The sequence below is a fragment of the Pseudomonas flexibilis genome (assembly GCF_000806415.1).
Taxonomy (GTDB): domain Bacteria; phylum Pseudomonadota; class Gammaproteobacteria; order Pseudomonadales; family Pseudomonadaceae; genus Serpens; species Serpens flexibilis.
On record NZ_JTAK01000004.1, the window covers coordinates 506,340 to 528,021 of the forward strand.

At 65.0% G+C, this 21,682-nt stretch carries 19 protein-coding genes; 16 read left to right on the forward strand and 3 right to left on the reverse strand.

Annotation, left to right across the window (positions count from 1 at the left end; translation table 11 throughout):
- Positions 1 to 118: 118 nt before the first annotated feature.
- Positions 119 to 1,027, reverse strand: coding sequence for a LysR substrate-binding domain-containing protein (locus PT85_RS11475; RefSeq protein WP_039606698.1), 909 nt, complete (start codon positions 1,025 to 1,027; stop codon positions 119 to 121).
- A gap of 238 nt (positions 1,028 to 1,265) precedes the next feature.
- Between PT85_RS11475 and PT85_RS18040 the strand changes: the two genes are divergently transcribed.
- Genes PT85_RS18040 through PT85_RS11485 form a run of 3 tightly spaced genes read left to right on the forward strand, consistent with a single transcriptional unit; the run spans position 1,266 to position 2,928 of the window.
- Positions 1,266 to 1,403, forward strand: coding sequence for a hypothetical protein (locus PT85_RS18040; RefSeq protein ID WP_155956090.1), 138 nt, complete (start codon positions 1,266 to 1,268; stop codon positions 1,401 to 1,403).
- Positions 1,404 to 1,438: 35 nt separating this feature from the next.
- Complete coding sequence (locus PT85_RS11480; RefSeq protein WP_039561174.1) at positions 1,439 to 2,431, forward strand: asparaginase; 993 nt, start codon at positions 1,439 to 1,441, stop codon at positions 2,429 to 2,431.
- A gap of 35 nt (positions 2,432 to 2,466) precedes the next feature.
- Entirely contained in the window at positions 2,467 to 2,928 is a 462-nt protein-coding gene (locus PT85_RS11485; RefSeq protein WP_027588824.1) for a GNAT family N-acetyltransferase, read from the forward strand.
- Between the two features lie 63 nt (positions 2,929 to 2,991).
- Here PT85_RS11485 and zwf read toward each other — a convergent pair whose 3' ends face one another.
- Positions 2,992 to 4,419 (reverse strand): glucose-6-phosphate dehydrogenase, encoded by a 1,428-nt coding sequence (gene zwf, locus PT85_RS11490; RefSeq protein WP_162172908.1) that lies wholly within the window; start codon positions 4,417 to 4,419, stop codon positions 2,992 to 2,994.
- Between the two features lie 117 nt (positions 4,420 to 4,536).
- Here zwf and hexR point away from each other — a divergent pair, with 117 nt between their 5' ends.
- Both hexR and PT85_RS18190 read left to right on the forward strand, forming a co-directional pair.
- A complete protein-coding gene (gene hexR, locus PT85_RS11495; protein ID WP_027588826.1) occupies positions 4,537 to 5,403 on the forward strand; it encodes a transcriptional regulator HexR in 867 nt (288 codons plus the stop codon).
- A gap of 205 nt (positions 5,404 to 5,608) precedes the next feature.
- Positions 5,609 to 5,752 carry a PA3496 family putative envelope integrity protein gene (locus PT85_RS18190; protein WP_169745302.1) on the forward strand — a complete coding sequence of 48 codons (144 nt, stop codon included), beginning with the start codon at positions 5,609 to 5,611 and terminating at the stop codon, positions 5,750 to 5,752.
- On the opposite strand, the gene PT85_RS11500 is transcribed toward PT85_RS18190, so the two are convergent.
- Complete coding sequence (locus tag PT85_RS11500) at positions 5,746 to 6,690, reverse strand: LysR family transcriptional regulator (RefSeq protein WP_027588827.1); 945 nt, start codon at positions 6,688 to 6,690, stop codon at positions 5,746 to 5,748. The genes PT85_RS18190 and PT85_RS11500 overlap by 7 nt on opposite strands.
- A gap of 164 nt (positions 6,691 to 6,854) precedes the next feature.
- On the opposite strand from PT85_RS11500, the gene PT85_RS11505 reads away from it, so the two are divergent.
- The 11 genes from PT85_RS11505 (at position 6,855) to PT85_RS11550 (ending at position 21,659) form a co-directional block, all read left to right on the forward strand.
- Positions 6,855 to 8,270 (forward strand): acetyl-CoA carboxylase biotin carboxylase subunit, encoded by a 1,416-nt coding sequence (locus PT85_RS11505; protein WP_039606699.1) that lies wholly within the window; start codon positions 6,855 to 6,857, stop codon positions 8,268 to 8,270.
- Between the two features lie 11 nt (positions 8,271 to 8,281).
- Complete coding sequence (oadA, locus tag PT85_RS11510; RefSeq protein ID WP_039606700.1) at positions 8,282 to 10,090, forward strand: sodium-extruding oxaloacetate decarboxylase subunit alpha; 1,809 nt, start codon at positions 8,282 to 8,284, stop codon at positions 10,088 to 10,090.
- A gap of 337 nt (positions 10,091 to 10,427) precedes the next feature.
- A complete protein-coding gene (locus PT85_RS11515; protein ID WP_039606701.1) occupies positions 10,428 to 10,943 on the forward strand; it encodes an Hcp family type VI secretion system effector in 516 nt (171 codons plus the stop codon).
- A 50-nt stretch (positions 10,944 to 10,993) separates the two neighbouring features.
- Positions 10,994 to 13,075: a type VI secretion system Vgr family protein gene (locus PT85_RS11520; RefSeq protein WP_234702696.1), complete on the forward strand. Its 2,082-nt coding sequence runs from the start codon at positions 10,994 to 10,996 to the stop codon at positions 13,073 to 13,075.
- A complete protein-coding gene (locus PT85_RS11525; RefSeq protein WP_039606703.1) occupies positions 13,068 to 16,277 on the forward strand; it encodes a hypothetical protein in 3,210 nt (1,069 codons plus the stop codon). Before PT85_RS11520 ends, PT85_RS11525 begins: the two co-directional genes overlap by 8 nt.
- Positions 16,274 to 17,470 (forward strand): hypothetical protein, encoded by a 1,197-nt coding sequence (locus PT85_RS18310; RefSeq protein WP_234702697.1) that lies wholly within the window; start codon positions 16,274 to 16,276, stop codon positions 17,468 to 17,470. Before PT85_RS11525 ends, PT85_RS18310 begins: the two co-directional genes overlap by 4 nt.
- A 204-nt stretch (positions 17,471 to 17,674) precedes the next feature.
- Complete coding sequence (gene oscA / locus PT85_RS17560; protein ID WP_065365679.1) at positions 17,675 to 17,851, forward strand: sulfur starvation response protein OscA; 177 nt, start codon at positions 17,675 to 17,677, stop codon at positions 17,849 to 17,851.
- Between the two features lie 97 nt (positions 17,852 to 17,948).
- Positions 17,949 to 18,947, forward strand: a complete 999-nt coding sequence (locus PT85_RS11535) for a sulfate ABC transporter substrate-binding protein (RefSeq protein ID WP_039606704.1) — start codon at positions 17,949 to 17,951, stop codon at positions 18,945 to 18,947.
- 15 nt (positions 18,948 to 18,962) lie between these two features.
- Positions 18,963 to 19,781: a sulfate ABC transporter permease subunit CysT gene (cysT, locus tag PT85_RS11540; protein ID WP_039606705.1), complete on the forward strand. Its 819-nt coding sequence runs from the start codon at positions 18,963 to 18,965 to the stop codon at positions 19,779 to 19,781.
- Positions 19,782 to 19,792: 11 nt separating this feature from the next.
- Complete coding sequence (cysW, locus tag PT85_RS11545; RefSeq protein ID WP_039606706.1) at positions 19,793 to 20,665, forward strand: sulfate ABC transporter permease subunit CysW; 873 nt, start codon at positions 19,793 to 19,795, stop codon at positions 20,663 to 20,665.
- Between the two features lie 4 nt (positions 20,666 to 20,669).
- The gene (locus PT85_RS11550; protein ID WP_039606707.1) at positions 20,670 to 21,659 is read left to right on the forward strand and encodes a sulfate/molybdate ABC transporter ATP-binding protein; all 990 of its coding nucleotides are present in this window, start codon (positions 20,670 to 20,672) and stop codon (positions 21,657 to 21,659) included.
- The last annotated feature ends 23 nt before the right edge of the window (positions 21,660 to 21,682 follow it).

The following is a 21,682-nucleotide window of genomic DNA, read 5'->3' on the forward strand; positions in this document are numbered from 1 at the left end:
ACGTTGACCACCCTACGGTGGGCTGGGCGCAGGATGGTTCGCGCTTTATCGAACCACCGAGCGCGCCGCCAGGTGCGGCGCGTTGGTGGCCAATGTTGTCCACCCTCCCCGGGCGCGCTTACGCCGGCTCGGCGCCCGCCTCCATCAGCTTGCGCCACAGCAGCCGCACCTGGGCCTTGCGCACCAGGGCGCAGCGGTGCAGGCGGATCTCCAGCGGCACGCGCCAGCTGGCGTCGCCGCATTCCACCAGTTCGCCGCGCGCCAGCTCGGCCTCGACGCTCAGGCGCGGCACCCAGGCGACGCCCAGGCCCTGCATCGCCATGCTCTTCAGGCTGTCCGCCATCGCCGTCTCGTAGACGGTGACGTAGCGCAGGTTGCGCTGGCGCAGCAGCGCGCCCACCGAACGGCCGAGGAAGGCCCCGGCGCTGTAGGCGAGCAGCGGCACGCTGGCGCTGTCGTTCAGGTCGAACAGCGGGCGGCCCCGGGCATCCGGGGCGCACACCGGGATGATCTCGCTGTTGGCCAGGTGCAGCGAAGGGAAGATTTCCGGGTCCATCTGGAGCACGGCATCCGGATCATGGAACGCCAGCATCAGGTCGCAGGTGCCCTCACGCAGCGCATGCACCGCCTCGCCCACGTTGGTGGCCACCAGGCGCGAGGCGAAATGGATGCCGTCGTTGCGCAGCCCAGCCACCCACTGGGGAAAGAAGCCCAGCGCCAGGGAATGCGCGGCGGCCACCTGCAGCACCTCGCCCTGCTGGCCTTCCAGGTGATGCAGATGACGCAGCGCCTCGCCGAGCTGCTCAACCACGTTGCGCGCGGTGACCAGAAACAGCTGGCCCGCCTCGGTGAGTTCCACCGGCGAATGGCTGCGGTTGACCAGCGTCAGACCGACGGTCTCTTCCAGACTGCGAATTCGCCGGCTGAAGGCCGGCTGGGTCACGAAACGTCGCTCGGCAGCCTTGGAAAAGCTGCGCGTGGTGGCCAGCGCGACAAAATCCTCCAGCCACTTGGTCTCCAGATTCATGCCATTCCTCGTTCCGTTCGGCGGGCCTGGAAAAGTCACAGCAAGGTTATGCCGTTTGTGCATGGGACAGCAATTAAAGGCATTGGTCGACGATCGGTCGCAGGCCCTATGATTCGGGCGTTCGCAGACACAACCTGCCTCTCGATTACTTGTCATGGTCATGCAGACAAGGCCGCCCCCTCAGGGCGCCCCAACTCCTGACCACACGCGCCAAAAGCGCCACCTAGGAGTACCTGACATGCGCACCAACGCACGCCCGATGACCACCGCCGTCCAGCCCCCCGCCCGCTACATGCCGTTCCTCGGCCTGGCCTTCACCAGTTCCAAGGCAAACCGCACCGCCAAGGCACTGGCCGCCGCCACCCAGCGCGTTTAAGTTGTTCCCAGGGCCATCATGCCCCTGGGAGGAACATGCACACACTGATTCTCTACACCGGTGGCACCATCGGCATGCACGCCAGTGCGGGCGGTCTGGTGCCCGCCGGTGGCTTCGAAGCCCGCCTGCGGGCCGAAGCGGCCCGCCGTCCGGACGCCTCCCCTGTGGAGTGGCGTTTCCGCGAACTCGCCCCGCCCATCGACAGCGCCAACATGAGTCAGGCCCACTGGCTGGCCATGCGGGACGTCATTGTCGAAGCCGTCGAGCGGGACGCTTTCCAGGCAGTGCTGGTGCTGCACGGCACCGACACGCTGGCCTACAGCGCCGCCGCCCTGAGCTTTCTGTTGCTTGGCCTGCCCGTTCCGGTCGTGCTGACCGGCTCCATGCTGCCCGCCAGCGTGCCCGGGAGCGACGCCTGGGACAATCTGTTCGGCGCCTTGCGGCATCTGGCGGAGGGTGCCGCTCCGGGCGTGCATCTGTTCTTCCATGGCCATCTGCTGCAGGGCACGCGGGTGACCAAGCGCAGCAGTGAGCAGTTCGACGCCTTTGCCGAGACCCTGCGCCCCGTCGCGCATCCTCGATTCCTGTCCCCGCCGGCACCCGATTACCGTATCCCGCGCCGGGAAGTGAACCTGGCTTGCCTTCCCCTGTACCCCGGTCTGCGCGCCGAGCATGTGCAGGCCCTGCTGGACACCGGGCTGCAGGCCTTGCTGCTGGAGTGCTACGGCAGTGGCACGGGCCCGGCAGATAACGCCGCGCTGATCGAGGTCCTGAGCCAGGCCCACACACGCGGTGTGGTCCTCGCTGCCATCAGCCAGTGCCCGGAAGGCCGGGTGGATTTCGCCACCTACGCTGCCGGCAGCCAGTTGGCCGCCTGCGGCGTGATCAGCGGTGGCGGCATGACCCGCGAAGCCGCCCTGGCCAAGCTGTTCGCCCTGCTGGGCGCGGGCCTGGACCCAGCAACGGTCGAAACCCTGTTCGGCGAAGACCTGTGCGGAGAGCTGACCGGGACGGGTGCTTGCCACTAAGCTAGGCGCGTCTGTGCTTGTCGAGGAGATGCGTCATGAGCCGCCGATTACCCGTGGAAATCCGCCCGGTCGGGCCCGACGACCATGACGCCTGGCTGCCCCTGTGGCAGGGCTACCAGCGCTTCTACATGATGAGCCTGGAGCCGGCGGTCAGCGCCGCCACCTGGCAGCGCTTCCTGGATGCCAGCGAAGGACAGCACGCCGCCCTCGCCTGGGCCGATGGCCAGGCAGTGGGCCTGGTGCACTGGCTGTACCACCGCAACACCTGGACGCTGAATCCGGTCTGCTACCTGCAGGACCTGTTCATCGCCCGTGACCTGCGCAGCCAGGGCGTCGGTCGGCAGTTGATCGAGCATGTCGAGCAGCAGGCCCGCCAGGTGCCCTGCGACGAGCTCTACTGGCTGACCCACGAGACCAACACCAATGCGATCCGCCTGTATGCACGGGTGGCCGAGCGCACGGGCTTCGTGCAGTTCCTGAAGACGCTCAAGAGCTGAGATTCCGGCCGACTGAAAGCAAAATGGGGGCAGATCGTCGTACCGGCGTCATGGCCCGGAGCATCACTCGTGCCAGCGCCGCTCACTGTTTTCCAGCAGGCTGGCGGCCTGTTCCGGACCGTTGCTGCCGGCCGGGTAGGGCTTCGGACGCTGGTAGTACTCCTGCCAGCCCTGCAGGATCGGATCGATCCAGCGCCAGGCGGCTTCCACCTCGTCGCGCCGCATGAACAGCGTCGAGTCGCCCTCGATCACGTCCAGCAGCAGCCGCTCGTAGGCATCCCAGCGCCGACGCTGGCGGAAGGCATCAGCCAGGTTGAGGTCCAGCTCCACCGGCTCCAGGCTCATGCCCTTGCCCGGCTGCTTGGCCATCAGTTGCAGGCTGATGCGCTCCTCCGGCTGCAGGCGGATGATCAGCCGGTTGGCCTCGCTGCCATTGAACAGGCGGTGCGGCACTGGCTTGAACTGGATGACGATCTCCGAGGTCTTGCGCGCCATGCGCTTGCCGGTGCGCAGGTAGAACGGCACACCGGCCCAGCGCCAGTTGTCGATCTCCGCCTGCACGGCGACGAAGGTTTCGGTGTCGCTGTCGTTGTCGACGTTCTTCTCGAAGTAGTAGGCCGGCACGTCATGCCCGCCGATGCGCCCGGCCACGTACTGGCCACGCACCGTCTTGTCCTGCACATCCAGGCCGGTGATCGGCTTGAGGGCCTCGAGCACCTTGACCTTCTCGCTGCGCACCGAATCGGCGTCGAAACGCACCGGTGCCTCCATGGCCACCAGGCACAAGAGCTGCAGCAGGTGGTTCTGCAGCATGTCGCGCATCGCGCCAGCGTTGTCGTAGTAGGCGCCGCGGTTTTCCACGCCGAGGGTCTCGCACACGCTGATCTGCACGTGGTCGATGTGCCCGGAACGCCACACCGGCTCGAACAGGGCGTTGGCGAAGCGCAGCGCCATGAGGTTCTGCACCGTTTCCTTGCCCAGGTAGTGGTCGATGCGGAAGATCTGCGGCTCATCGAACGCCTGGCCAATGCCGGCGTTGATCGCCTGGGCCGAGGCCAGCGAGCGGCCGATGGGCTTTTCCAGCACGATGCGGGTGTGCTCGCCGGTCAGCCGGGCCGTGGCCAGCGAGGCGGCGATGTCCTGGAACAGGTCCGGCGCGGTGGCCATGTAATAGATGCGCCCGCGCCGGCAAGCGCCCTGCTCCAGGTAGCGGGCCAGGCGGCCGTAGTCGGCGCTCTGGCTGGCGTCCATGGCCAGGTAGTCCAGGCGCGCGGCGAAACCCTGCCAGGCCTCGTTGTCGAAGGTGGCGCGCGGGATGTGTGCGCGGCAGTGGCGCTCGGCCAGGGCCTGATAGGCGGCCCGCTGCAATGGCGTGCGCGCCAGCGCCAGGATGCGCATGTCCGCCGGCAGGCGGCCATCGCGATGCAGGTGATACAGGGCCGGCAGCAACTTGTGCAACGCCAGGTCGCCTGTGCCGCCGAAAACCAGCATGTCGCAGGGAAGTGTCACCGGTCACGCTCCAGAGTTGGCCTCGTGCTGGCGGTGTCATGTAGTATTACTACAAAACCCACTACAGCCCCGGCCGCCGATCATACCCGAGTCCTGCCCTTGAATCTGTTGCAACACATCGCCCAGTCCCGCCACCTGCTCCGCAAGTCGGAGCTCAAGGTCGCCGACCATCTCCTGCTCGATCCCGCGGCAGTCATCCACAGCTCCATGGCGGATCTGGCGCACAGCGTTGGAGTCAGTGAGCCCACCATCGTGCGCTTCTGCCGCGCCATCGGCTGCACCGGTTTCCAGGATCTCAAGCTCAAGCTGGCGCAGAGCCTGGCCGCAGGCGCTAGCTTCGGCCAGTTCGCCATTCGCGAGGATGATTCGGTCACCGACTTCAGCCTGAAGATCTTCGACACCACCCTGCACACGCTGATGGAGGTGCGCGAGCGGCTGAACGTGCAGTCGCTCGAGAAGGCCATCGCCGCCATCGCCAAGGCGCAGCGCGTGGAGTTCTACGGCTTCGGCGCCTCCGGCGCGGTGGCCACCGACGCGCAGCACAAGTTCTTCCGCCTGCTGCTCACCGCCGCCGCCTATTCCGACCCGCACATGCAGGCCATGTCGGCGGTGACCCTCAAGCCGGGCGACGTGGCCATCTGCATCTCGCAGTCAGGCCGCTCCAAGGACCTGCTGACCACTGCGCACCTGGTACGCGAAACCGGCGCCACGCTGATCACCCTCTGCCCGGGGCAGACGCCACTGGCCGAGCTGTCGGACGTGAACCTGGCCATCGACGTGCAGGAAGACACCGAGATCTACACACCGCTCACCTCGCGCATCGCCCACCTGGTGGTGATCGACGTGCTGGCCATGGGTGTGGCCATGTCCCGCGGCCCGGACCTGGTCGAGCACCTCAAGAGCGTGAAGCGCAGCCTGCGCAGCCTGCGGCTGTCGCCCAAGTCGGTGAAGAACCTGGAAGAGTGAGACGCACGGTTCGTAGGGCGGTCAGCGCTTTCCTGGCCGCCGGCCGGCATCCACACCGGCGGACAAGAACAACGTTGTCCGCCCTACGGATTCGATGCGGCTCCGCAGCCGCCTGTCACCCTTAACCCGCCTGTCAGCGAACCGTCCCGCAACCGTCATGTCCTTTTGCAAGGCTGAAGCTCCCACATACTCGGGAGACTTCGCCATGCGCCGTCACGTCGATACCTACCCCCAGGATGATGCCAAGGCCCGCCGCAAGCAGGAGGAAATCCGCCGCATGCGCTACCGCCGGGCCATCGAGCGCTACTGGGAGGAGCGCCAGCTGCGCGCCACGCTGACGCCCTACTGAACCCGCTGCGCGAAGCGCTCGGCCAGCGCGGTGAGGCTGCCGCGCTCGCGGCGCACGAAGTCGAAGAACGCCTGCGCCACCGGCGACAGCTGCTTGTCGCGCGCATGCACCACGCACCAGCTGCGCCGCAGCGGCAGCTCGGCCACCGGCAACTCGACCAGCTCGCCATCGGCCAGCTCGCGGCGCACCGCGTGGCGCGGCAGCAGCGCCAGGCCCAGTCCGGCGATCACGCCTTCGCGCTGCGCTTCCAGCGAACCGAGCTCCAGCGTCTGCGGGAAATGCGCGCGCTTCTGGTGGCAGTACTCCTCCGTCACCGCGCGCGTGGCCGAGCCCTGCTCGCGCACCAGCAGCAGGTGGCTGGTCAGGTCCTGCAGCTGCAGTCCGGAGCGTTGCGCCAGCGGATGGTCCGAACGCGCCACGGCGATGATCGGGTTGTCCAGGAACGGCAGGAACTCCAGCCCCATGTCGGCCGGGACCATGGTCATGATCAACAGGTCGTCACGGTGCACCGACAGGCGCTTGAGCGCCTGAGCATGGTTGACCACGGCCATCTGCAGGCTCACCTCCGGGTGGCGCGCCCGAAACGCCGCAAACAGGTGCGGCACGAAGTACTGGGCGCTGGTCTCCACCGCCAGGCGCAGCTGGCCCTGCAGTGAGCCGCGCAGGTCGGACAGCTGCATGTCGAGGTTTTCCAGCCGACCGAGGACATCCAGGCAGGCACGCTGCAGCGCCTCGGCGGCTTCGGTCAGGTGCAGCTTGCGCCCCACGTACTCGAACAACGGCTGGCCGACCAGCTCTTCCAGCTGGCGCATCTGCAGGCTGATGGCCGGCTGGGTGAGTGCCATGGCCTCGGCGGCGCGACTGTAGGAACGGTGGTCACAGACGGCCAGAAACACCTGCATCTGGCGCAGCGTCAGGCGGTTCAGCGATTTGCGCATGGGCCTCGTTGCCTTTAGTGGGGTGCGGTTTCCAGACGGATATAAGGAATTACTTATTCACTGGCAAATAAATATTGATTTTTCTTAATCGCGGCACTGGGCGTAGGGTAAACGCCATCGAATCCGCTGCGGCGGATCGCGTTTCTCAGGCGAGGACTACAACAGTGATCAAGAAAATCCTCATCGCCAACCGCGGCGAGATCGCCGTGCGCATCGTGCGTGCCTGTGCCGAGATGGGCATCCGTTCGGTGGCTGTGTACGCCGAGGCCGATCGCCATGCGCTGCACGTCAAGCGCGCCGACGAAGCCTACAACCTCGGCGATGACCCGCTGGCCGGCTACCTGAACCCGCGCAAACTGGTGAACCTGGCGGTGGAAACCGGCTGCGACGCGCTGCATCCCGGCTATGGCTTCCTGTCCGAGAACCCTGAACTGGCGGAGATCTGCGCCGCGCGCGGGATCACCTTCATCGGACCGTCCGCCGAGGTCATTCGCCGCATGGGCGACAAGACCGAGGCGCGCCGCTCGATGATTGCCGCCGGCGTGCCGGTCACTCCGGGCACCGAAGGCAACGTCGCCGACCTGGTCGATGCACTGCGCGAGGCCGAGCGGCTCGGCTACCCGGTGATGCTCAAGGCCACCTCCGGCGGCGGCGGACGCGGCATCCGCCGTTGCAACGACCGCGCCGAACTGGAATACGCCTGGCCGCGCGTGATCTCGGAGGCCACCAAGGCCTTCGGCAACGCCGAGGTGTTCCTGGAGAAATGCATCGTCAACCCGAAGCACATCGAGGCGCAGATCCTCGCCGACCGCTTCGGCAACACCGTGCACCTGTTCGAGCGCGACTGCTCGATCCAGCGCCGCAACCAGAAGCTCATCGAGATCGCCCCCAGCCCGCAGCTGACCCCCGAGCAGCGCGCTTACATCGGCGAACTGGCGGTACGCGCCGCCAAGGCGGTGGGCTACGAGAACGCCGGCACCGTGGAGTTCCTGCTCGCCGAGGGCGAGGTGTACTTCATGGAGATGAATACCCGCGTGCAGGTGGAGCACACCATCACCGAGGAAATCACCGGCATCGACATCGTTCGCGAGCAGATCCGCATCGCCTCGGGCCTGCCGCTGTCCGTGCAGCAGGACGACATCCAGCATCGCGGCTTCGCCCTGCAGTTCCGCATCAACGCCGAGGACCCGCGCAACAACTTCCTGCCCTGCTTCGGCAAGATCACCCGCTACTACGCCCCCGGCGGCCCGGGCGTGCGTACCGACACGGCGATCTACACCGGCTACACCATTCCGCCGTATTACGACTCGATGTGCCTGAAGCTGATCGTCTGGGCGCTGACCTGGGAAGAAGCCGTCGCCCGCGGCTCGCGCGCGCTGGACGACATGCGCCTGCAGGGGGTGAAGACCACCGCCACCTATTACCAGCAGATCCTGGCCAATCCGGATTTTCGCAGCGGCCGCTTCAACACCAGCTTCGTCGACGAGCACCCGGAACTGCTGAACTACTCGATCAAACGCAAGCCGGGCGAACTGGCCCTGGCCATTGCCGCGGCGATCGCCGCCCACGCCGGCCTGTGAGGGACTGAACCATGACCAAGAAGATCACCGTTACCGACACCATCCTGCGTGATGCGCACCAGTCGCTGCTGGCCACCCGCATGCGCACCGAGGACATGCTGCCGATCTGCGACAAGCTGGATCGCGTGGGTTACTGGTCGCTGGAAATCTGGGGCGGCGCCACCTTCGACGCCTGCGTTCGCTTCCTCAAGGAAGACCCGTGGGAACGCCTGCGCCAGCTGCGCGCCGCGCTACCCAACACCCGTCTGCAGATGCTCTTGCGCGGCCAGAACCTGCTCGGCTATCGCCACTACAGCGACGACGTGGTGGAAGCCTTCGTCGCCAAGGCGGCCGAGAACGGCATCGACGTGTTCCGCATCTTCGACGCCATGAACGACGTGCGGAACCTGGAAACCGCCATCCGCGCGGTGAAGAAGGCCGGCAAGCACGCCCAGGGAACCCTCGCCTACACCACCAGCCCGGTGCACACCATCGACGCCTTCGTCGAGCAGGCCCGGCAGATGTCCGCCATGGGCGTGGACTCCATCGCCATCAAGGACATGGCCGGCCTGCTGACGCCCTACGCCACCGGCGCGCTGGTCAAGGCCCTCAAGCAGGCGCTGCCGCAGCTGGAGGTGGTGGTGCACTCCCACGACACCGCCGGCGTGGCCAGCATGTGCCAGCTGAAGGCCATCGAGAACGGCGCCGACCGCATCGATACCGCCATCTCCAGCCTGGCCTGGGGCACCAGCCACCCAGGCACCGAGTCGATGGTCGCCGCCCTGCGTGGCAGCGAGTACGACACCGGCCTCGACCTGGAGCTGCTGCAGGAGATCGGCCTGTATTTCTACGGGGTGCGCAAGAAGTACCACCAGTTCGAAAGCGAATTCACCGGCGTGGACACCCGCGTGCAGGTCAACCAGGTGCCGGGGGGGATGATTTCCAACCTGGCCAACCAGCTCAAGGAGCAGGGCGCCCTGCACCGCATGGACGAGGTACTCGCGGAAATTCCGCGGGTGCGCAAGGACCTTGGCTACCCGCCGCTGGTCACCCCGACTTCGCAGATCGTCGGTACCCAGGCGTTCTTCAACGTGCTGGCCGGCGAGCGCTACAAGACCATCACCAACGAGGTGAAGCTGTACCTGCAGGGCCGCTACGGCAAGGCGCCGGGCGAGGTGAACGAACACCTGCGCTTCCAGGCCATCGGCCATGAGGAGGTGATCGTCTGCCGTCCGGCCGACCTGCTCAAGCCGGAAATGGACCGTCTGCGCGCGGAGATCGGCGGGCTGGCAACGTCCGAGGAGGACGTGCTGACCTTCGCCATGTTCCCGGACATCGGCCGCAAGTTCCTGGAAGAGCGCGCCGCCGGCACCCTGACCCCGGAACCGCTGCTGCCGATGTCCAACGGCACCGGCGCCAGTCCGGCCGACGAGGGCGTGCCCACCGAGTTCATCATCGATGTGCACGGCGAGACTTACCGCGTGGACATCACCGGCGTGGGCGTGAAAGGCGGCGGCAAGCGCCACTTCTTCCTGTCCATCGACGGCATGCCCGAGGAGGTGGTGTTCGAGCCGCTCAACACCTTCGTGGCCGGCGGAGCGGGCAACCGCAAGCAGGCCAGCGCCCCCGGGGATGTCAGCACCCACATGCCGGGCAACATCGTCGATGTGCTGGTCAAGGAAGGCGATGTGGTCAAGGCCGGCCAACCCGTGCTGATCGCCGAGGCGATGAAGATGGAAACCGAGGTACAGGCGCCGATCGCCGGCACGGTAAAGGCCGTGCATGTGGCCAAGGGGGACCGCGTCACGCCGGGCGAAGTGCTGATCGAGATCGCCGGCTGATTCCCAACACAGTTTCCTCATCGGGGAGCAGGATGCTCCCCTTTTTTATGGAGGGCTTTTTGTGGGAGCGGACGCGTCCGCGAGCCTTCCGGCGACCGTCCAGACTGTCGAGCCCAACAGCTCGCGAATGAATTCGCTCCTACAAAAAGGACTGGGCAGCCCTGCTGCGCAGCCTGCCGCCATCCGCCGCGCAGCTTGTTGCGCAATTTCCCGTGACACGCCGCACACCGCGCCTGCAACAGGCTTCCAACCCATTGATGCAAAAGACTTTTATGCTTCAGGCACGCCGCTTGCCATGGGATCGGGGCAACCCTACCCATCTACAAGGAGCGTACCCATGCCAACTCCCGCCTACCTGACCATCGAGGGCAGCAAGCAGGGCCTGATCACCGCCGGCACCTTCACCGAGGATTCGGTCGGCAACATCTTCCAGGAAGGCCATGAGGACCAGATCCTCGTCCAGGCCTTCAGCCATCAGGTGATCATTCCCCGCGACCCGCAGTCCGGCCAGCCGACCGGCCAGCGCGTGCACAAGCCGCTGATGATCAGCAAGGTGTTCGACAAGTCGTCGCCGCTGATCTTCAACGCCCTGACCTCCGGCGAGCGCCTGAACAAGTGCCGCCTGGAATGGTTCCGCACCTCCTCCACCGGCACCCAGGAGCACTACTTCACCATCGAGCTGGAGGACGCGGTGATCGTCGACGTGCAGTCGCGCATGCCCAACTGCCAGGACCCGGACATGACCCACTTCACCCACCTGGAAGACGTCTATTTCACTTACCGCAAGATCATCTGGACCCATGAAGTCGCCGGCACCTCCGGCTCGGACGACTGGCGCGCGCCGAACGTGTAAGCCTGGAAGGGCGCTCCGCAACCGGGGCGCCTCGCCGACAAGGAATGTCTATGTCGAGCCCCCGCTTCAACCTGTCGCTGGCTGACCTGGAGCTGCAGGTGCTGGCCTTCGAGGCCGTGGAAATCATCGGCCAGCCCTACTCCATCGACCTGCACCTGGTCAGCCGGCAGCCGGACCTCGACCTGGCGGCCCTGCTGCGTCAGCCGGCCTGGCTCGATCTCGGCCAGGGCCGCGGCCTGCATGGCCTGGTCTGGCGCATCGAGCAGACCCAGTGCACCGTACATATCAGCCATTACCGCATCGAGCTGCGCCCCGCACTTGCCTGGCTGGAGCAGCGGCGCAACTGCCGCATCTACCAGCACAAGAGCGTGCCGCAGATCCTCCGGCAGCTGCTGGCCGAGCATGGCATCCAGGGCGACGCCTGCCAGTTCCCGGAAACGGAGTATCCCGCCCGCGAGTACTGCGTGCAGTACGCGGAAAGCGACCTGCACTTCCTGCGGCGGCTGTGCGAAGAGGAAGGCCTGCACTACCACTTCCGCCACAGCGCGAAACAGGGTCATGTGCTGGTTTTCGGCGATGATCAGACGGTCTTTCCCCGGCTGTGCGCGCCCCAGCCGTTCCGGCCCGACAGCGGCCAGCCGCAGGAAACTCCGGCCATTCAGCGCTTCACCGTGCGCCTGGAAAGCCGCAGCGACACCGTGACCCTGCGCGATCATGACGAGCGCCAGCCCCGCCTGCAGATGCAGAGCAGTGCCTCGCAGGCCGACACGCCCTCCAGCACCGGTGAGCAATACCACTACCCGGGCCGCTTCACCGATCGCAGCCGCGGCACCCAGCTCGCCCGTCGCGCACTGGAAGGTCTTCAGCATGATGCCCTGCGCGCTGAAGGCAGCAGCAGCCAGCCCTTGCTTGCCAGCGGCCACTTTCTGGAGCTGCAAGGCCATCCCCGCGACGACTTCAACCGGCTATGGCTGCTCACCGAGGTTCACCACCAGGGCTACCAGCCGCAAGTGCTCGAAGCCTTTGCCGGCCACCGCGAATCCGCACCCGCGGACCCGCCCGGCTACCGCAACCGCTTCGTCGCCATCCCCTGGCAAGCGCCCTACCGCCTGCCCTGCCTGAAGGCCAGACCCCGCCTGCTCTCTGCCCAGACGGCGGTGGTCACCGGACCGGACGACGAGGACATCCACTGCGACGAGCTGGGCCGCGTCCAGGTGCGCTTCCACTGGGAGCGCGAAGCCGCTGCCGCTACGCACAGCCGCGCCTGGCTGCGCGTGGCCAGTGGCTGGGCCGGTGACCAGTACGGCGCCCTGCTCATCCCACGTGTCGGCATGGAGGTGCTGATCAGCTTCCTGGATGGCGACCCTGACCGCCCGCTGGTCACCGGTTGCCTCTACCACGCCGAACATGAACCGCCCTGCCCGCTGCCGGACCAGCGCGCCTGCAGTGTGTTCCGGACCCGCAGCTCGCCCGGCGGCCAAGGCTTCCACGAACTGCGCATCGATGACCGCCAGGGCGCCGAACGCATCCACGTACACGCCCAGCGCGACTGGGAACAGCACATCAACCATGACCATCGCCTGTGGATCGGCAACCAACGCCACTGTACCGTCGCGGGCGACAGCCACAGCGCGCTCAAGGGCGAGGAACACCGCATCACCCACGGCAACCGCCTGGCGGAGCTCAGAGCCGACGACCACCTCACCGTGCAGGGCAGCCAGCACCTGAAGCTGGGGGCCGGGCAGTTCATCGAGGCCGGTCAGGAAATCCATCTCGCCAGCGGCGAGAAGATCGTCCTGCAAGCCGGCAGCGAACTGACCCTCAAGGTCGGCGGCAGCTTCGTGAAGCTGGACGCCAGCGGCGTGACACTGGTGGGGGCGCAGGTGAGGCTGAATTCGGGCGGAAGCGCGGGGAAAGGCGCCGGGGCGCAGCCATTGCTGCCGCAGGTGAGTGAAACCGACACGCCACCAGCGGCGAGCGAACGTTCGGCATCCCATCAGGCCGCTGGGCAGCACAGCGATCTCGACGCTGCTGAGCCGGGTGAACGAACCCTGATCGTCGACGTCTGGGGCGATCCCGCGCTCGGCAGCCAACTGCAACTGCTTGATCCCAAGGACCAGGGTCATGAGTGAACTGAAGGACCAGACCATCGAGCAGGGCGTACGCAAGCGCACCGAGTATGACGACGCACGCCAGGCACGTCTGGTGCTGAACATCGCGCGCAGCGACGGCGGCACCCTGACCATCCCGTTGCTGGACGACGCGCGCAGCACGACAGAACAACCGGATCTTCAGAAAAACACCCTGCTCGCCGTCCTGCCGCTGGCCCGCCTGCCGGGGTACGACAGGCAGAACGAAGCGCCCAAGGGGGCACTGCCCCGGCCGGGTCGCATCTATGTCTTCTGGGGGAACCGGCTGTGGCGCGAGCTGGAGGCTGATGGCACGGGACAGCTGTTCGAAGTAGACCTGGCCCATTGGCGCAAGCAGGCCGAACAGGGCCTGGACGCCGACGAACGCCCACCCGTCGGCGCCCGCCAGCACCTGATCCTGCTGCCCATGCTGCTGCAGGGCCGGGCGATCGCCGGCGAACTGCACATGGCCTACAGCGAACTGCCGTGGACCTGGGAGTACATCGCGTGGTTGGAGCAGGAGGTTGGGCGCATCAGGCAACGCTGTAACCCGCTCGGCCCAACCTGGTCGGCGGCTCTGGTGGGACCCGAACGCTGGCGGGCCACCCAGGCCATGCCGGTAATCCCCATCACCCGCATCAGCAAAGGCCTACGTGCCCGCGACCCACACCTGGAAAACTTGCTCGAAGATCCCCTGCTCTTCCATGCAGGAGCCACGGACTTCCCACTCACCTCTCTGGTCAAGCAGCGCGAACAGCGCCAAACGGAACTGGCCGGTTTTCTGAAGGCTCCGCCGCCCGGGCCGCTGCCGGCGTTCCCGGACCATCCGGACTTGTTGAGCGAATACCAGTTGCGCGGCTACCCACAACTGATCGGCGTGATGCTGGAGGATCCCTTGTTCGCCTTGCGACATGCGGTCGTCCAGTCGCGCCTCGCCGCCGAGCTGCTGCAAACGCTCAACGCCCTGGTGCCGCACCAGGAATTTGGTCGGTATGCCGAGCTGCTGTATCAAACAGTCATGCCCGCCCAGAGTCCTCTCAATGAGTTGAGGAGGTATGTCGGTATCGGCGACCTGAAAAAGGCCACTCTGCATGACGAGCGAGAATACGCCCGAGAACAGCTCTACCAACACCAAGAACACATCCTGAGGCTGGTCGAGCGACTGCCTCCCTTCTGGAACGATTTCCAACACAGCCACGATGAGCGGCTGATGGAGCCTTATGCCCAACTGGTCGAGCTGCTGGAGATACTCAATCGTTCCCCGAACGGCTGCGACCCACGCTGCATCGAGCCGGAGGACAGTAAAGTCAGTGCTGGCGTGAACAGGCTCACCCGGCAACTGATCGAGGCTACCCATGCGCTGACCAAGGGCTTGATGGGCGCAGGGGAGGAGTTGCCAGAAACCGCCCGCCGCCTGCGGGCCCTGGCCGACAACCCCATGGACGTAAACGCTGAACGCTTGGGGCTGAGTTCCCTGAGTCTGTTCAATCACACCTATGCGGGTCAGAACCTGACGCTGGCCATTGATGAACTGCTCAATCATGTCGCCAATGCCAGCGCGCTGGCCGTGAAACGCCTAGCCGAGAGTGACAAAACCATTCAAGTGCAGTTGCACCGCAGCTTTACGCCCAGTTTCTCGTTGCTGCAAAAACTGCACAGTCTGGCCAGAAGGCTCAAGCTGCTGCCCCAGGCCGAAGCCCTGGAAAAAAACCTGGTGGTGCTGGGCGCCCATGGCGACGGCTTCAGCTTCGGCTTGACGGCAGCCGAGCGCGCCACCATGACCCGCACCGAGGACTATCGAAAGGCAAGCCTTCAGGGGCGCGGCGGGCATACGCTGGTTACCAGCAGTGGTAAGGAAGCCGAGCGCTTGGGCTTTGCCCAAAAAGAGCTGGGGAAGGTCATGGTGGTGGCGGCGGAAGCCGATGATCCGCTGCTGGCCGAATACAGAAAATGGCGTGTTGGCACTACTCGTCTGGATACCGCCAGAAGCCTGTCCGAGGGCAAAAGCCTGCCTGTTCTGGCAACGGTGTTTGCGGGGTTTAATTTGTATGCGAATACGGTTGGGACTCAGCATTTATCTGCCAACGGAGAAGTAGGAAGGCAGATTTTCGGAGGGATCGGAGCATTGGCTGATTTGGCAATCGCCGGCAATAACGTGGCGCTGAAGCTACTGGCTGATTCCAAAATGACAACTCACCCCTGGTATGTCTTCTGGGAACAGCGTGGCTTTCAAACCACCGGATTTTGGGCGGAAAACCTGGTCAAGCGCACCGGTGGCAGCAGCCTGTTGAGCTATGGCCGTTTTGGTTCGGCATTTGCGATGGGCATAGTTACCGCAGGCCTGTTTCTCTGGGATGCCGGTCGCGCCCTGCGCGACGGCGAGGACGACATCGCCACCGCCCATCTAGTCGCCGCTACTGGCTCGGCCATCTGGGGCTTCTACACCATCGGCCTGCTGGCCAGCCCCTGGCTGCTCGGGCTGGGGGTGGGCCTGCTGGTCACCGGGGTCATCGGTTCGGTGCTACTGGCCGATGGCGCCGTGGAACAGGCGATCAAGCACGGTCCCTTTGGCATCGAGCCGCGTCTCCCTCATATGAACGATCCCTTGCAGGCGTATCAGCAATTGCTCGGAGCGCTGGGTGAGCCGCGTGTACGGTTGGAGCGCCTGCAGCACTGGCAACAGCAATCCAGCGAGGAGGATCGCAAGCAACTCCACGCTGCGTTGCAGGAAGCGCGTATGCACCTGGAACCGAACGACTGGGCTGTGGAACTGAGCACGCCATTACTGGATCAATTCCGCACTGTTCAGGAGTGCAAGCTGATCGCCGTCGAAACGGAGCACAGACGCAGCGATACTTCAGGTTGGACTCAGCATCCTCGACTCAATCCAACCGCAAAGCTCGGGCCGATACGGCTGACCGATAACCGTATGCTCTTCATCTATTCCGCCCTGCACAGAGCAAGCTCCGGGTATGACACACGCCCATATCGTCACCCGCCAACTTACAGCCTGAAAGTCTATATCCAACTTGAACTGGGCAAGTCGGACGAGGACAAGCACGACCTCTTCCCCGGTTACAACCAGATTGTTCTTCCCCAACCACAGCCGCGCCAATGGCAGGCGTTTACCCCGGCACGCACACTGGATGTAACTGCCGACAACATTCCTTACTGGTTGATTGCACAACGAGCCTTTGCGAAATGAACACCCCCATGCCCCCCACGATCTACGCCGGATCGGCCTACCGCAGCACGGACATTCCCGCACAGCCGCCGCACAAGTGGAGACAGGATGCCAATCGCTCCAGTCTGACCCGTATTCCATTGCACTGGGGAAACTACGCCAATTTGGAACCCTGGAAGGATGTGGATGCTCAGTTAAGGCCGGGGCAGACCGGCTTTCTAGATGGGAGAAGCGAGAACGATCTCTACATCAACCATAAGCGCTGGAATTTTGATAACACCGCCAAGTTGCTAATACTGCATCCCTTTTTAAAGTTCAGCTCGATTGTCGGTATCCCGTGGATTTTCTGGGCATTATCCCTAGCGACTCCAAAAAACTCTATGCCAAACCTTACTGCATTTATCGCATTTTCAATGATGGGATTGAGCCTGTGGCTAATAGGAAAGGAAAGACCCAGCATCAAATACTATTTGATCCAAACCGGCATCGGATTTTCCATTGGCTTAACCACCTCGATCTTGGAATATCAGTCCTCCCATGACGCGGATTATTTATGGGCGTGCCTCGGCATGGCCTTCAGCGTCTTTATGGGTCTGATCGGCTGGGATTACCTGCTCGACCTGTACCTGCGGGTCTTCAAGCACGACGGCAGTGGCTTCAATCGCCAGACCGGCATGCTCACCATTGGGCGCCGCTTCCAGAAGCCCTTCACCGCGCCATTCTATGAATTCGACGCCACCGCGCAGTACCGGCCCGGCCCCCATGGCAGCGGCGGCTACGCTATCTGGCTGCACCATCGCTACACCACGATGGAAGTCTGCCTCGGCGCCAAGCTGCACTCCTTGGACTTCAGCCTCAACGAGGCCATGGCCTTCTGGGACACCCTGCAACGCTACATGGATGTCACCCAGCCCTTGCCTGATCTGCCGATCCTCGAGCAGTTCCGCCACCTGGACCCCACCACGGCGACCCATGACCGGGAATACCGGCGCAACCCACGTCACTGGCGCGACATGAATCATGCGGACTGGGAAAGCCACGGCCGTGGGGAAATGATGCAGCGCACCCGCGACCATAAATGGCAAACACGGCCGTGCATCCTGCAAGCGAGGATCGACCCCAACCTCACCATCGAAGCCTATTACCGCTGCCAGGAAGCCAAGGGCATTCAGGCCACACCCCAGGCCGAGGATTTCACCTTCAGCCGATGCTGATCTCGGGACCCAACCCGAGCATCCGCCCACCAGGCCCTGCAGTCTCGGCAGGTGCAGCCGCCTTGGACCGGGCGCGCCGGCGCTAATGCATATATCCCATTATGGAATATAAAAATTCTTAAAAGATATTTTTAAGAATAAGAAAGCCTCTCTATAGTCCGCTCCACCCTCCCCCGGGGAGGGGAATCCGATGGAGCACTTCCCATGAGCACAACGCCCCGCAGCCTCGACGTGCCGGCCGAAGACGCTTCCTTGCTGCGCGAGATTCATGCCGCCCTGCGCAACCTACGCTACGGCTCGGTGGAGATCACCGTGCACGACAGCCGTGTCGTGCAAATCGAGCGCAAGGAAAAGTACCGGCTGAGCGAGCCGCGCAAGTAATCGCCGAAGAACAACGACACGGCCCGACTGGACAACCGGAGGGCGCGCCCAGACGCACCACTGCCGCAATCCGAATCCGTCATTCCAGGAGCTTCACATGTCCATTCGCCGTTTCGCGTTAGCCGCCCTCGCCGGCGCGCTGTTCACCACCCAGGCCCTGGCGGCCGACACGCTGCTCAACGTGTCCTACGACCCGACCCGCGAGCTGTACCAGGAATTCAACTCCGCCTTTGCCCAGCACTGGAAAGCCCAAGGCAAGGGGGACGTCACCATCCAGCAATCCCACGGCGGTTCGGGCAAGCAGGCCCGCTCGGTGATCGACGGCCTGCGCGCCGATGTGGTGACCCTGGCGCTGGCCGGCGACATCGATGAACTGCACCGCCTCGGCAAGCTGATCCCCGCCGACTGGCAGTCGCGCCTGCCGGACGCCAGCACGCCCTACACCTCGACCATCGTGTTCCTGGTGCGCAAGGGCAACCCCAAGGGACTGAAGGACTGGGGCGACCTGGTGAAGCCGGGCGTGGAAGTCATTACCCCGAACCCGAAGACCTCCGGTGGCGCGCGCTGGAACTTCCTGGCCGCCTGGGCGTGGGCCAAGAAGCAGTACGGCAGCGATGAGAAAGCCCAGGAATACGTGACCCAGCTGTACAAGCAGGTGCCCGTGCTGGATACCGGGGCCCGCGGCTCGACCATCACCTTCGTGAACAACCGGATCGGCGACGTGCTGCTGGCCTGGGAGAACGAGGCGTTCCTGGCGCTGAAGGAGGAAGGTGGCGACGCGCTGGAAATCGTCGTGCCGTCTCTGTCGATCCTCGCCGAGCCGCCGGTCACCGTGGTGGACCGCAATGTCGAGCGCAAGGGCACGCGCGAACTGGCCACCGCCTACCTGAACTACCTGTACAGCGAAGAGGGCCAGCGCATCGCCGCGAAGAACTTCTACCGTCCGCGCAATCCGAAGATCGCCGCCGAGTTCAGCCAGCAGTTCCCGCAACTGGAACTGGTGACCATCGAAGGCGCCTTCAATGGCTGGAAGGAGGCTCAACCGAAGTTCTTCAGCGATGGCGGCGTGTTCGACCAGATCTACCAGGCCCACTGACGGTAGGGGTATTCCATGTTGCGCCGCACCTCACCCGTCATCCCCGGCTTCGGACTGACCCTCGGCTACACGCTGTGCTACCTCAGCTTCCTGGTGCTGATTCCGCTGGCCGCGCTGTTCGTGAAGACTGCCGAGCTGACCTGGGAGCAGTTCGTGGCCATCACCACCTCGGCGCGCGTACTGGCCGCGCTGAAGCTCAGTTTCGCCACCGCGTTTGGCGCCGCGTTGCTCAACGGGGTGATCGGTACGCTGCTGGCTTGGGTGCTGGTGCGCTATCGCTTCCCCGGCCGCAAGCTGATCGACGCGCTGATCGACCTGCCGTTCGCCCTGCCGACCGCCGTGGCCGGCATCGCGCTCACCGCGCTGTACGCGCCCAACGGCCTGATCGGCCAGTTCGCCAGCGCCGTGGGCCTGAAAATCGCCTATAGCCCGCTGGGCATCACCCTGGCACTGACCTTCGTCACCCTGCCCTTCGTGGTGCGCACCCTGCAGCCGGTGCTGGCCGACATCCCCCGGGAGGTCGAGGAAGCCGCCAGTTGCCTGGGCGCCAAGCCGCTGCAGGTGTTCCGCCACGTGTTGGTGCCGGCGCTGCTGCCGGCCTGGCTCACCGGTTTCGCCCTGGCCTTCGCGCGGGGCGTGGGCGAATACGGCTCGGTGATTTTCATCGCCGGCAACATGCCAGGCAAGACCGAGATCCTGCCGCTGCTGATCATGGTCAAGCTCGACCAGTACGACTACGCCGGCGCTACCGCCATCGGTGTGCTGATGCTGGTGGTCGCCTTCATCCTGCTGCTGCTGATCAACCTGCTGCAGCGCTACATCCGGAGCCGCTGAGGAGCATGCCCATGAGCAGTCTTTCCGTGGCGGTGCCGCTTCCCGCCGTTGCCCGCCAGGCCCCGCTACAGTGGGGACGCCTGACGCTGATCGGCGCCGCGTGGAGCGTGTTCGCCTTCTTTCTGCTGCTGCCGCTGGTGATCGTGCTGACCGAAGCCCTGCAGGCCGGCGTCGGCACCTTCTTCAGCGCCATTTTCGAGCCCGACGCCCTCGCCGCCCTGCGCCTGACCCTGCTGGCCGTGGCCATTTCCGTACCGCTCAATGTGCTGTTCGGCGTGGCCGCCGCCTGGTACGTAAGCAAGTACGAGTTTCGCGGCAAGAGCATTCTGGTGACCCTGATCGACCTGCCCTTCTCGGTGTCGCCGGTGATTGCCGGCCTGGTCTATGTGCTGCTGTTCGGCGCCCAGGGCCTGTTCGGCGACTGGCTGCAGGAGCACGACATCCAGATCATCTTCGCCGTGCCGGGCATCGTGCTGGCCACCCTGTTCGTCACCGTTCCCTTCGTGGCCCGCGAGCTGATCCCGCTGATGCAGGAACAGGGCACCCAGGAAGAGGAGGCCGCCCGCCTGCTGGGCGCCAGCGGCTGGAGCATGTTCTGGCACGTCACTGTGCCGAATATCCGCTGGGGCCTGATCTATGGCGTGGTACTCTGCACCGCACGCGCCATGGGGGAATTCGGCGCCGTTTCGGTAGTGTCCGGGCACATTCGCGGCCTGACCAACACCCTGCCGCTGCATGTCGAAATTCTCTACAACGAATACAACCACGTCGCCGCGTTCAGCGTCGCCAGCCTGCTGCTGGCACTGGCCCTGGTCATCCTGCTGCTCAAGCAATGGAGCGAATCGCGCATCAACCGCCTACGCCACAGTGGCGCGGAGGAATAAACCTGTGAGTATCGAAGTCCGTAACGTGAACAAGCAGTTCGGCGCCTTCCGCGCGCTGAACGACATCAACCTGGATATCCACAGCGGCGAGCTGGTCGCCCTGCTCGGCCCGTCCGGCTGCGGCAAGACCACCCTGCTGCGCATCATCGCCGGCCTGGAAACCCCGGACAGCGGCTCGATCGTGTTCCACGGCGAGGACGTCTCGACCCGCGACGTGCGCGACCGCAACGTCGGTTTCGTGTTCCAGCACTACGCGCTGTTCCGCCACATGACCATCTTCGACAACGTCGCCTTCGGCCTGCGCATGAAGCCCAAGTCCGAGCGCCCGGACGAAGCCACCATCGCCCGCCGCGTCAAGGAACTGCTGGAGATGGTCCAGCTCGACTGGCTGGGCGACCGCTACCCCGAGCAGTTGTCCGGCGGCCAGCGCCAGCGCATCGCCCTGGCCCGCGCCCTGGCGGTCGAACCCAAGATCCTGCTGCTCGACGAGCCCTTCGGCGCCCTGGACGCCAAGGTGCGCAAGGAGCTGCGCCGCTGGCTGGCGCGCCTGCACGAGGAGATCAACCTCACCTCCGTGTTCGTCACCCATGACCAGGAGGAAGCCATGGAGGTGGCCGACCGCATCGTGGTGATGAACAAGGGCGTGATCGAGCAGATCGGTTCGCCCGCCGAGGTCTACGAGCACCCGGCCAACCCGTTCGTCTACCACTTCCTCGGCGATGCCAACCGCCTGTACATGGGCGAGGAACACCACATCCTGTTCCGTCCCCACGAGATCTCGCTGTCGCGCAACGCCGCGGACGAGCATCGCCCCGCCGAGGTCCGCGACATCCGCCCGCTGGGCGCCATCACCCGGGTGACGCTGAAGGTGGACGGCCAGGAAGAGCCCATCGAGGCCGAAGTGGCCAAGGACGACGCCAGCCTGGTCGACCTGACACGCGGCCAGACGCTCTACTTCAAGCCCAAGGCCGGCGTGCCGGCCCATCTGTCCTGAGGACGAGGCAGCGCTCACAAAAC

Coding starts and splice junctions, on each gene's coding strand:
- PT85_RS11475 (WP_039606698.1), bottom strand. CDS start 1,027: ATGAATCTGGAGACCAAGTGGCTGGAGGATTTTGTCGCGCTGGCCACC.
- PT85_RS18040 (WP_155956090.1), top strand. CDS start 1,266: ATGCGCACCAACGCACGCCCGATGACCACCGCCGTCCAGCCCCCCGCC.
- PT85_RS11480 (WP_039561174.1), top strand. CDS start 1,439: ATGCACACACTGATTCTCTACACCGGTGGCACCATCGGCATGCACGCC.
- PT85_RS11485 (WP_027588824.1), top strand. CDS start 2,467: ATGAGCCGCCGATTACCCGTGGAAATCCGCCCGGTCGGGCCCGACGAC.
- zwf (WP_162172908.1), bottom strand. CDS start 4,419: ATGCTGGTTTTCGGCGGCACAGGCGACCTGGCGTTGCACAAGTTGCTG.
- PT85_RS18190 (WP_169745302.1), top strand. CDS start 5,609: ATGCGCCGTCACGTCGATACCTACCCCCAGGATGATGCCAAGGCCCGC.
- PT85_RS11500 (WP_027588827.1), bottom strand. CDS start 6,690: ATGCGCAAATCGCTGAACCGCCTGACGCTGCGCCAGATGCAGGTGTTT.
- oadA (WP_039606700.1), top strand. CDS start 8,282: ATGACCAAGAAGATCACCGTTACCGACACCATCCTGCGTGATGCGCAC.
- PT85_RS11515 (WP_039606701.1), top strand. CDS start 10,428: ATGCCAACTCCCGCCTACCTGACCATCGAGGGCAGCAAGCAGGGCCTG.
- PT85_RS11520 (WP_234702696.1), top strand. CDS start 10,994: ATGTCGAGCCCCCGCTTCAACCTGTCGCTGGCTGACCTGGAGCTGCAG.
- PT85_RS11525 (WP_039606703.1), top strand. CDS start 13,068: ATGAGTGAACTGAAGGACCAGACCATCGAGCAGGGCGTACGCAAGCGC.
- PT85_RS18310 (WP_234702697.1), top strand. CDS start 16,274: ATGAACACCCCCATGCCCCCCACGATCTACGCCGGATCGGCCTACCGC.
- oscA (WP_065365679.1), top strand. CDS start 17,675: ATGAGCACAACGCCCCGCAGCCTCGACGTGCCGGCCGAAGACGCTTCC.
- PT85_RS11535 (WP_039606704.1), top strand. CDS start 17,949: ATGTCCATTCGCCGTTTCGCGTTAGCCGCCCTCGCCGGCGCGCTGTTC.
- cysT (WP_039606705.1), top strand. CDS start 18,963: ATGTTGCGCCGCACCTCACCCGTCATCCCCGGCTTCGGACTGACCCTC.
- cysW (WP_039606706.1), top strand. CDS start 19,793: ATGAGCAGTCTTTCCGTGGCGGTGCCGCTTCCCGCCGTTGCCCGCCAG.